The organism is Streptomyces sp. NPDC002690, from assembly GCF_053592415.1.
Genome location: NZ_JBSFVR010000276.1, coordinates 1 through 10,146, shown reverse-complemented (window position 1 = coordinate 10,146; position 10,146 = coordinate 1). Strand labels below are relative to the sequence as shown.

General features: G+C 70.2%; 7 protein-coding genes and 1 pseudogene. 4 read left to right on the top strand and 4 right to left on the bottom strand.

What is annotated here, in order from left to right; translation table 11 throughout:
* Window positions 1-811 precede the first annotated feature (811 nt).
* Window positions 812-2,485: a glycoside hydrolase family 27 protein gene (locus ACWD3D_RS27090; protein ID WP_451463404.1), complete on the top strand. Its 1,674-nt coding sequence runs from the start codon at window positions 812-814 to the stop codon at window positions 2,483-2,485.
* A gap of 75 nt (window positions 2,486-2,560) precedes the next feature.
* On the opposite strand, the gene ACWD3D_RS27085 is transcribed toward ACWD3D_RS27090, so the two are convergent.
* Together ACWD3D_RS27085 and ACWD3D_RS27080 are read right to left on the bottom strand one after the other, a co-directional pair.
* Window positions 2,561-4,072 (bottom strand): MFS transporter, encoded by a 1,512-nt coding sequence (locus ACWD3D_RS27085; RefSeq protein ID WP_451463403.1) that lies wholly within the window; start codon window positions 4,070-4,072, stop codon window positions 2,561-2,563.
* Window positions 4,073-4,214: 142 nt separating this feature from the next.
* On the bottom strand, window positions 4,215-4,931 hold the full coding sequence (locus ACWD3D_RS27080) for a hypothetical protein (RefSeq protein ID WP_451463402.1): 717 nt from the start codon (window positions 4,929-4,931) through the stop codon (window positions 4,215-4,217).
* 115 nt (window positions 4,932-5,046) lie between these two features.
* Here ACWD3D_RS27080 and ACWD3D_RS27075 point away from each other — a divergent pair, with 115 nt between their 5' ends.
* Complete coding sequence (locus tag ACWD3D_RS27075; protein ID WP_451463401.1) at window positions 5,047-5,688, top strand: TetR/AcrR family transcriptional regulator; 642 nt, start codon at window positions 5,047-5,049, stop codon at window positions 5,686-5,688.
* Between the two features lie 208 nt (window positions 5,689-5,896).
* Here ACWD3D_RS27075 and ACWD3D_RS27070 read toward each other — a convergent pair whose 3' ends face one another.
* Window positions 5,897-6,928 carry a LacI family DNA-binding transcriptional regulator gene (locus ACWD3D_RS27070; protein WP_451463400.1) on the bottom strand — a complete coding sequence of 344 codons (1,032 nt, stop codon included), beginning with the start codon at window positions 6,926-6,928 and terminating at the stop codon, window positions 5,897-5,899.
* A gap of 682 nt (window positions 6,929-7,610) precedes the next feature.
* Between ACWD3D_RS27070 and ACWD3D_RS27065 the strand changes: the two genes are divergently transcribed.
* Both ACWD3D_RS27065 and ACWD3D_RS27060 read left to right on the top strand, forming a co-directional pair.
* Window positions 7,611-8,579 carry a glycoside hydrolase family 6 protein gene (locus ACWD3D_RS27065; RefSeq protein WP_451463399.1) on the top strand — a complete coding sequence of 323 codons (969 nt, stop codon included), beginning with the start codon at window positions 7,611-7,613 and terminating at the stop codon, window positions 8,577-8,579.
* 173 nt (window positions 8,580-8,752) lie between these two features.
* A complete protein-coding gene (locus ACWD3D_RS27060; protein ID WP_451463398.1) occupies window positions 8,753-10,045 on the top strand; it encodes a glycoside hydrolase family 6 protein in 1,293 nt (430 codons plus the stop codon).
* Window positions 10,046-10,065: 20 nt separating this feature from the next.
* Here the strand turns inward: ACWD3D_RS27060 and ACWD3D_RS27055 are convergent.
* Window positions 10,066-10,146, bottom strand: a pseudogene (locus ACWD3D_RS27055) (endo-1,4-beta-xylanase); the annotation flags it as partial.

The window sequence follows — 10,146 nt, the reverse complement described above, 5'->3', positions numbered from 1 at the left end:
GGCCGTCGCGACGAAGGCCGGGAGGCGCGACGGCGGACCGGTCCAGGGACTGTGCTCGTCGGAGCGAGCTACGACGGCATCGGTCCGTCGTCCGGGCCGCGGCCACCGGGCCGACCGTCCGACGGAAGGGCCGGACACCGCCCAACTCCCGTCGCGCGACGGTTCCGTCCGGTGTTGTCGCAGGCCACCGGCTTGAGGACCTCGCGTGCCCGTCGGCCGAATCCCCGTCGCGATCATCATCGCGGCGAGACCATACGGTGAATGCCCCGGATCGTGCAACAGTTCGCGGCTCGGCACCCGAGGCGCACGCGACACAGTTCTGGGCTCCGTCCCTTTCGCCCTTTCGCCCTTTCGCTCCTTCGCTCCTTCGCTCCTTCGCTCCTTCGCCCCGCGTGAGCGTCGCGGAGTGAGGGGGCGGGGGCGAGCTTCTGGCCGGAAGCCGAGTCCGAGGCGTGCGGGGCCCGGTGCCGTCGGCCGGGAGGGCCCGACGGGCGAGGGCCGACCGAGGCGGTGACATCAGGCCAAGTCTTTGGCGATCGGCCGCGCGCGCCGATCAATTGGCCTGTGAAACAAGATCAGTTGGAGTTTGTTCATTTCTGTGCGGAGTGTTGACGTCCGATTCAACAGGTCTACACACTGTCCCCCGCACTGCCCTCCATGGACGGAGATCACTGTGTGCAGGAGCTAGCGATCATCCGGCCGCGCGACGGAGCTGCCGACCAGAAGTGGAGCCGCGGCTGACCGACCCGCCGCATCCCGCACATGTCCTCGCTGTTACCCGCCCCGGCGGGACGACACATCGGAGCCGCACATGTCCTGTGAACAGCACGGTCACCGACACCGTCTGGTGGCTGCGGCCGCCTCGCTCGCCCTCGCCGCCGGCGGTCTGGCCGGGGCCGCCGCGGTGACTTCGGGAGTCGCCCTCGGCGTGCAGGCAGCCGCCGTGGCCGCCGCGCCGGAGGCCGCCGCGGTGGAGAACGGCCTGGCCCGGACCCCTCAGATGGGGTTCAACAACTGGAACACCACGGGCTGCGGGACGCAGTTCAACGAGGCGATGGTCAAGGGCATCGCCGACCTGTTCGTCTCCGAGGGGCTCAAGGCGGCCGGGTACACCTATGTCAACCTCGACGACTGCTGGGCGCTGCCCTCGCGGAACGCGTCCGGTGACCTGGTGGCCGACCCCGTGCGCTTCCCGAACGGCATCAAGGCAGTCGCGGACTACGTCCACTCCAAGGGCCTCAAATTCGGCCTGTATTCCAGCGCGGGAACCAAGACCTGTGCGGACAACGGCTTCCCCGGGGGCCTCGGGCACGAGCAGCAGGACGCCGACCTGTGGGCTTCCTGGGGGGTGGACTACCTGAAGTACGACAACTGCAACAACACCGGCGTCGACGCCCGGACCCGGTACGAGGCGATGGGCGACGCTCTGAAGGCCACCGGCCGTCCGATCCTCTACAGCATCTGCGAGTGGGGCTCCAACCAGCCCTGGAACTGGGCGCCGTCCCTCGGCAACTCCTGGCGCACCACCGGCGACATCAACGACAGCTGGTCCACGATGATCGACATCGCGCACCAGAACCAGCCACGTGCGCAGTACGCCGAACCCGGAGCCTGGAACGACCCGGACATGCTGGAAGTCGGCAACGGCGGCATGACGGACACCGAGTACCGCACCCACTTCAGCCTCTGGTCGCAGATGGCCGCACCCCTGCTCATCGGGAGCGACATCCGCGCCGCGACCCCGGCGACGCTGACGATCCTGAAGAACACCGACGTCATCGCCGTCGATCAGGACTCGCTGGGCAAGCAGGGCACCGTGGTCTCCTCCTCCGGCGGACTCGTCGTGATGACGAAGCAGTTGGCCAACGGGGACCGGTCGGTCACCCTGACCAACGAGAACGCCTCCACCGCCACCGTCAGTACCACGGCCGCCGCCGCAGGGCTTCCGGCGGCGTCCTCGTACCGGCTCGCCAACCTGTGGTCCAAGGCGGTCTCCTCGACGAGCGGCACCATCAGCGCTTCCGTGCCCGCGCACGGCACGGTGATGTACCGGGTATCCGTCGGCAGCGGCAGCAGCACCGGAACGACCCACCCACTGGTCAGCGCCTCCTCCCAGCGCTGCCTCGACGCGGAGGGCGGCGAGACCGCGCCCGGTACGAAGATCGAGATCTGGCAGTGCAACGGCGGCACCAACCAGGCCGTGACCCTCACCGCCGGGGGTGAGCTGCGCCTCTACAACGGCTCGCAGTGCCTCGACGCCTACGACAACCAGACCGCCCCCGGCACCGTGGTGCAGCTGTGGAACTGCAACGGTGGCGCCAACCAGCAATGGAGGCTGAACCCGGACGGGACCGTCACCGGTACCCAGTCGGGCCTCTGCCTCGACGTCACGGGTGGCGACAAGCCCGCGGGCAACGTCGACGGGACCGCGCTGGAGCTGTGGAACTGCAACGGCGGCGCCAACCAGAAGTGGAGCCTGGGCTGATCCCGCCCGGCCGTTCGACCGACCCGGTACGTGTGCGCACGGCGCACGCGTACCGGGCCACCCTCGGCTCCGCGGTTACCCGGGCGCGGCGGAGGCGGTGGCCGGGCTCGCGAGGGCGGGGGGCCCGGAGCGGAGTACGAGTCCACAGATCACCGCGCCCGCGATGAAGAACGCTCCGGCCCAGGTGAAGGCCACGGTGTAGCTGTGGATCGCCGCGTTGGCCTCGTTGACCGGGGTGGGGGCCCGCCCGACCAGGTAGGCGGTCAGCGCGGAGGCCGCCAGCGAGTTGAGCAGGGAGGTGCCGATCGAGCCGCCGATCTGCTGCATCGTCTGCACCGTTGCGGAGGCGACACCGGCGTCGACCGGCCGCACGCCGGAAGTCGCGGTGTTCATCGAGGGGGCCATGACGGAGCCGATGCCGAAGCCCACGAGCAGCAGCGGACCGAGGATGTCGGCGGCGTAGGTGCTGTCCAGGGCGATGCCGGTCAGCCAGAACATTCCGCCGGCGGCGACGAGCATCCCGAAGACGGCCAGCACGCGCGGGCCGAACTTCGGAAGCAGCTTGATGTTGGAGGCCGTGGAGGCGCACATCAGCGCGGCCACCATGGGGAGGAACACCAGCCCGGTCCTGACCGGTGAGTAGTGCAGGATCTGCTGCAGGTAGTAGGTCAGGAACAGGAAGACGCCGAACATCCCCACGCCCACGATGAACACGCCGATGAAGGAGCCGGCCCGGTTCCGGTCGCGCAGGACCCGCAGGGGCAGCAGCGGGCTGGTGGCACGGGTCTGCCACACGAAGAATCCGGCGATCAACACCGCGCCGGCCGCGAGGAAGCCCCAGGTGCTCGGCGCGCTCCAGGGATGCGACTCGGCGTTGGAGAACCCGTAGACCACGCAGAACAGGCCCGCGGAGATGACGGCCGCACCGAGAAGATCCAGCCGGGGCCGTTGCGCGGACGGTTCCTTGCGGGGGATCAGCATGAGCGCGCCGGTGATGGCGACGACGCTGAAGGCGACGTTGACCAGCAGGGTCCAGCGCCAGCTCAGGTATTCGGTCAGGACGCCACCGAGCAGGAGACCGATCGCCGCGCCGGAGCCGGCGATGCCGCCGAAGACGGCGAAGGCGGTGGCGCGTTCCCCGGGCTTGGTATAGGTCGTGGTCAGCAGTGACAGCGCGGCCGGCGCCAGGATCGCACCGGCCGCGCCCTGCAGCGCGCGGGCGAGGACCAGCACCGCGAAGGAAGGCGCCACACCGCCGAGGAGCGAAGCCGCGGCGAACGCGGCCAGGCCCGTCAGGAAGGTCTTGCGTTGCCCGATCAGGTCGGACATCCGTCCCGAGAGCAGGAGGAGGCTGCCGAAGGCGAGGGAGTAGGCGGTGACGACCCACTGACGGGAGCCGTTGGAGAACCCGAGGTCTTCCTGCGCCTGGGGCAGCGCGATGTTCACGATGCTCACGTCGAGGACGATCATCAACTGGGCCAGGCCGACCACACCCAGGATCAGCCAATGTCCCGAAGGACGTGCATCGCCGGTCGCGGCCCCACGCCCCTTTCCCGCGGCCGGCCGCGAGTCCTTCGCGTCGCTCATCGGGCCATCCCTCTAAGTGCCTGGTAGGAAGCCTCGCAGCTGGCGGGTGGCACGACCGGTGGTGGTGTCCGCCAGGAGGTCGTCCGCATTCCCACAGCCCAGACTCACACGGCGTCACGCCCGCCGCAGTGCGGCGTCGGGCTCAGGCGACCAGATGGGTACCGGCGCGCGTCGCAGCGGCGGCGACGATCCAGTTCCTGAACTCGACCGCGTAGTGACGCAGGTGGTGCTCCAGGACGTCCGGGGGACACGTGGCGGGGACGTAGACCGTCAGGCTCGCGGTGAACCCGTCGACGGTGTCACCGAACTGGGTCAGCGCCCGCCCGACGATCGTGCCGTCGGCCAGGAAGAGGTTGGAGGACATCTTGTGCGGAAAACCGGACTCCGGGAGGAGTTCTTCCGCGTCCGCCGCCCAGGCCATCGCGTCCGTGCCCCAGCCGCCCATGAAGAACGAGCAGACGTGGGCGCCGATGTTCTCCACCACGTTGAACGCGCCGTCGGCGCCGGGGGCCATGACGTAGTGCTCGGGGTGCGCCGCGAGGAGCGCGTTCTCGTCACCCGCGAACGCCTTCTCCATCCAGGAGAGGAAGTCGGCCGAGGTGAGGCCCTTCGTGGTGAGCACCGTGGTGCCCGCCTCGAACGCGCCGTCGGAGGCGAGGGCGCTCTCCCGCAGGAAGGCGTTGCCCTCCTCGATGTCCGCGGCCAGCAGATCGAGCACGCCCTGGCGGCCCAGTCGCTTCCGGAAGCGGTCCAGGGCGCGGCGGGAGTAGAAGAGCTCCAGGTCGTCGATGGTTCCCCCGCCGGCCGGCCCCGACCGGAGCGTCACGGTCACGGGCGGGAACGTCTGGTCGTCGGTCATGGTCGGACCTCCTCGATATGTGAACGCGAATTTACGTTCACATATCGAAGATACCCAGGAAGGTGCACGCCTTGTCAACGGATCCGCCGAGATCACCGCCGGTACGATGCGGCACATGAATGAGGAGCCAGACCGTCCCGCGCCCTACCGGGAGCCCCGGCAGGCACGCAGCGCGGCGACCCTGGCTCGCGTACTCCGGGCGGCCGAGGAAGTCGCCTCGTCGGCCGGACTGGAAGAGATGACGATGACCGGCGTCGCGGAGCGCGCCGGCGTCTCGGTGGGCACGATCTACCGTCGCTTCGAAGACAAGGACCAGCTGATCGCCGCCCTGAGCGAGCGGATGCTGGAGCAGCGCGAGGAGTACGTGGCGGAGCGGCTGCGCGCGGCCGAGCCCTCGCTCACCGGCGTCATGGACGCCTATGCCCGCGCCCTGTTGCAGTCGTTCACCGACAACAACGTCTTCTCCGAGCTGCTCCGGGCGCGCGGAGCCAGGTCGCCGGACCGTGGGGCCCGCGCCATCCTCGAAATCCACCGCCTCCTGCTCGAAGCGGCGGCCCCCCACACCGGCGAGATCCGGCGATCCGCTCCCGGGGCCGCTCTCGACACGGCCGCTCGCGCGGTTCTGGGAGCCTGCTTCCACAACTCGGTGCGCCCCGACCCGGCTGTGGGGGAGGAGGCGGTCAGCCGGTACGCGGAAGAGCTCAGCGACATGGCCATCGCCTACCTCCTCACTCCCGATCGCCGGCCTCGTACCTGAGGCGGTCGGCGCCGCGGAGGGAGGCGTTCCCGCGCGCGAGCCGGAGACGACTCCCTCGGCGGAGGGGTGTGTCTCCACGGCTGAACGGCAGGAGTACTCGTTCCAGGGGGCTCCGGCGGGCGGGGAAGAAGGCGTGGCCGCCTCCGGGTGCGGACGATTCGGCGGGGCGGTGCCACCGAGTCCCCGCCGGCCGGCGGCGGGGCCGTGATCAGCGGGGCGAGGCCGCTCCCGGCGCGGAGTCCCGGACCGTCAGCCGGGTCGGCAGGATCAGCGGGTTCGGGTCGTGCCCGTCGATCGCGTTGACCAGCATCCGTGCCATCTCGTGCCCCAGCGCCCTGACCGGCTGACGCACCGTGGTCAACGGCGGGTTGGCGTGCCGAGCCCCGGCCAGGTCGTCGAAACCGATCACCGAGACGTCCTCGGGCACCCGCAGACCCCGCCGGTGCAGCACCTGGAGCGCGCCGATCGCCATCCCGTCCGACGCCGCGAAGACCGCGTCCAACCGCGGATGGGCGTCCAGCAGGCGCTCCATCGCCTCCGCGCCGCCTTCCACCAGGAACGCGCCGGAGGAAACACCCAGCAGCGGGACGCCCGCCAGCGTCAGCCCCTCGGTGAAGCCCTGCTCGCGGGCCACCGAGACCAGGCTGTCCACCTGGCCGGTGATCATGACGGGTCTGGTCCGCCCGGTACGCACGAAGTGGTCGGCGGCCAGCCGGGCCCCGCCCCTGTTGTCGGCGTCCACGTACCAGCGGGGCTCCCCGGTCAGGGGCAGTCCGCCGAAGACGACCGGCATCCCGGCGTCCTCGGCCAGCCGCCCCAGCGGGTCGTCGCCCCGCAGCGCCATCAGCATGATGCCGTCGGCGCGGCGGGAGCTGACCATCTGCCGCAGGCGGCTGCGGCCGCGAGGTGAGTTGGCGAGCACCAGGATGAGTTCCAGGTCGGTCTCGTCCAGTGCCGCGCTGACGCCGACGACGACCTCGGCGAAGAACGGATCCGCGAACAGGCCGGCCTCGTCACTGGAAGCCGCCAGAACCACCGCTCCCACCCTGTTGCCGGCCAGAGCCCGCGCCGTGGAGTTCGGCACGTATCCCAGCTCACGGACGGCCCGTTCGACGGCGTCCCGCTTGGCCCGGCTCACGTTCGGGACGTTGTTGACCGCCCGGGAAGCCACGGTGCGCGACACGCCCGCTCTCGCGGCCACCTCGTCGAGGGTCGGCATGCGCCTGGGCGTCGGCTGCATCGGAAGACGTGCTCCTCGGGGGTTCTCTGCTGGTGGTCACGGTGATGATCCCACGCCCTGTGCCGGCCGAACGGCGGCCCGGCTCACGGCGGACGGCCCGTCCGCCGTGCCGCTCGCGGCGGACGGCGGCCTCGGCCACCGGACCGCGAACTCCCGGTTCCCGCTCGGCCGTCCTGCCCGCGTGCCGTCGCGTCCTGGTGTGCCGCGGAGCTCCGGCAGGCGGGCGGTGCCGCTGCTGTGACAGTACGCGGTACGTGCCCCGTCGACCACGGGTTCCGGTCGCGTCCGAGCCCTCGGCCCGCGGCGGGCTCTCTCTGCTGCGGGCCGACCGGCGGAGGCTTCCCCCTTGGTGCGAGATTAGTGGTAGCGCTTCCAGTTTGTGAACAGTTCGCTTCGTGCCGAAGTGGACGGAGATTCATGCGCGGCCCCTTGACAGCCCGAATTGGAGCCAAGACGATACCGGCCATACCAAGTTGGTGCTCCAAGCACGAATGGGAGCGCTTCCAGTGGGAGCGCTCCCAGAGGTAGTCCCTGTTCTTGGTTCGTGGTCCCAGTCCGTGATGCGCCTCCGGTCCGAGCCGTGGGTCGTCCGGGACGTCGTACACCGCCTTTCCGTCGCGCCGCACGCTCAGGACGAGAGCCGTGCGGCGTCACCCCCCCCGTCAGGAACCGAGGTACTCCCATGCGTCACCTCCTCCGTACGATGACCGCCGCACTGCTGGCCCTGCCGTTGGCCCTCGTCGCCTCCCCGCCCGCCCAGGCGGCCGATCCGACCACTCTCACCAGCGGTTTCTACGTCGATCCCAACTCCAGCCCAGCCCTGTGGGCCGCCGCCAACCCCGGTGACGGACGAGCGCCCGCCATCCGTGACAACATCGCCGCGAAGCCCATGGCCCGCTGGTTCGGCAACTGGAGCGGCACCATAGGAACCGCGACCGGGGCCTACGTCGGTGCGGCCGACGCCGCGGACAAGCTGCCCGTCCTCGTGGCGTACAACATCCCCAACCGCGACATCTGCGGCGGGCAGTCCGGTGGCGGGGCGGGGTCCGTCGCCGCTTACAACGAGTGGATCGCCGCGTTCGCCGGCGGGATCGGCAGCAGGCCGGCCGTCGTCATCCTGGAGCCGGACGCGCTCGGTGACACCAGTTGCATGACCGCCGCCCAGATCGCCGAGCGCAACACCCTGCTCAACAACGCGATCACCCAGTTCAACCAGAAGGCCCCCAACGCCTGGGTCTACCTGGACGCGGGCAACCCGGGCTGGCGCAGCGCCACTTCGATGGCCGCGAGCCTGAACGCCGCGGGGCTCAGCCGCACCCGGGGATTCTCGCTGAACGTCTCCAACCACTACACCACCGCACAGAACATCACCTACGCCAACGCGGTGAACTCCGCGCTGAGTTCGTCCAACGGGTACACCAAACCGTTCGTCGTGGACACCGGCCGCAACGGCAACGGCTCCAGCAACGCCGAATGGTGCAACTCCGCAGGCCGCAGGACCGGAACCCCCACCCAGAAGGGCGGCGGTGCGGAGATGCTCCTGTGGATCAAGACCCCCGGTGAGTCCGACGGCAACTGCGGGGTCGGATCAGGTTCCGTGGCGGGCCAGTTCCTCCCCGAGGTCGCCTACAAGATGATCTACGGCTACTGATCTCCCGGGCCCAGACGGATCGTTCCTCCCTGCCCCGGATGCCCGCTCCTCCCCGCGCATCCGGTGGTCCGTTCCGCCCGGGCCCGGCTTCGGCCCGTTCCGTTCCCGTCCTTCTGCCCCGCCGCCCGCCGGCGGGCCCTCCGCAGCCGCTCGACCCCAGATCAGGAGTCTCCATGCGTTCCCGAACCTTCCGGCGCCGTACGGCCGTCGTCACCGCGGCGCTCACCGCCTGCGCCGCCCTCGCCGCCGCGGCTGCCCAGGCCGCGCCCGCTCCCGCCGAGGAAACCGTCACCCCGGCCACGAAGTTCTACGTCGATCCGAACAGCAATGCGGCCCGGCAGGCCTTCGACGACCTGAGGGCCGGAAAGATCGAAGACGGCCTGAACATGGCGAAGTTGGCGAGCTACCCGCAGGCCGCATGGTTCACGGGTGGCACGCCCGCCGAAGTCCGTTCCGACGTACGCAAGTTGGTCCGTGCCGCCGCGATCACCCGCCGGGTCCCGGTCCTGGTGGCGTACAACATCCCCGGCCGCGACTGCAGCCTCTACTCCAGCGGTGGGGCCGAATCCTCCGCCGCCTACCGTCAGTGGATCGACGCGTTCGCCCAGGGCATCGGCGGCAGCGAAGCGGTGGTCATCGTCGAGCCCGACGGCCTGGCAGCCCTGCCCAAGGACTGTGCCGGGGACGTCGACCCGACCGGAGAACTCACCACCCACCGTGTGTCCGACCTCGACTACGCGGTCCGCACTCTGAAGAGCGGCGCGAACACCTCGGTCTATCTGGACGCGGGCAACAGCCAGTGGCGGTCCGTGGGCGACATCGCGCAGCGGCTCCTGGACGCGGGCGTCGAGGGGAGCGACGGCTTCATCCTGAACATTTCCAACTACCAGCCCACCGATCAGACCTCGCACTACGGAACCTGGATATCCCAGTGCATGTGGTTCGCGACGAAGGGGCCCGAATGGGCTCGTGGCCACGCCGACTGGTGCGCGAGCCAGTTCTACTCCCCGGCCGCCCCCAACGACGGGGCCCCGGGCAACGCGGTCACCTCGACCGACCCCTCGACCTGGCACTGGACGGACGCCTGGTACGACCAGAACGTGGGCAGTCCCGCAGGCGGGGAACTGGCGCACTTCATGGTCGACACGAGCCGCAACGGAAAGGGGCCGTGGACCCCGACGCCGGGTAAGTACACCGGCGACCCGGAGACTTGGTGCAACCCGCCCGGGCGGGGCATGGGCCCGCGCCCGACCGCTGACACCGGCGTTCCGCTCGTGGACGCGTACCTGTACGTGAAGACCATCGGCGAGTCCGACGGCAGTTGCACCCGCAACACCGGCGGCGCGATCGACCCCGAGTACGGCGTCGTCGACCCCGCCGCCGGAGTCTGGTGGCCCGAACAGGCACACGAGCTCGCCCGCAACGCGGAACCCCGCCTGACGCTCAACCACTGGTCCGGACTCTGACGGTTCCTGCACGAGCGATCGGCGAGGCGCAGGTCGGTGGCGGCGAGTCCGCTCACCCAGCTCGGCAGCTGGGAGTGCCAGACCAGCGTGTGGCCCCGGAC

Excerpts from the sequence above, each read along its gene's own strand:
- ACWD3D_RS27075 (WP_451463401.1), top strand. The coding sequence starts at position 5,047 with ATGAATGAGGAGCCAGACCGTCCCGCGCCCTACCGGGAGCCCCGGCAG.
- ACWD3D_RS27065 (WP_451463399.1), top strand. The coding sequence starts at position 7,611 with ATGCGTCACCTCCTCCGTACGATGACCGCCGCACTGCTGGCCCTGCCG.
- ACWD3D_RS27085 (WP_451463403.1), bottom strand. The coding sequence starts at position 4,072 with ATGAGCGACGCGAAGGACTCGCGGCCGGCCGCGGGAAAGGGGCGTGGG.
- ACWD3D_RS27070 (WP_451463400.1), bottom strand. The coding sequence starts at position 6,928 with ATGCAGCCGACGCCCAGGCGCATGCCGACCCTCGACGAGGTGGCCGCG.
- ACWD3D_RS27080 (WP_451463402.1), bottom strand. The coding sequence starts at position 4,931 with ATGACCGACGACCAGACGTTCCCGCCCGTGACCGTGACGCTCCGGTCG.
- ACWD3D_RS27060 (WP_451463398.1), top strand. The coding sequence starts at position 8,753 with ATGCGTTCCCGAACCTTCCGGCGCCGTACGGCCGTCGTCACCGCGGCG.
- ACWD3D_RS27090 (WP_451463404.1), top strand. The coding sequence starts at position 812 with ATGTCCTGTGAACAGCACGGTCACCGACACCGTCTGGTGGCTGCGGCC.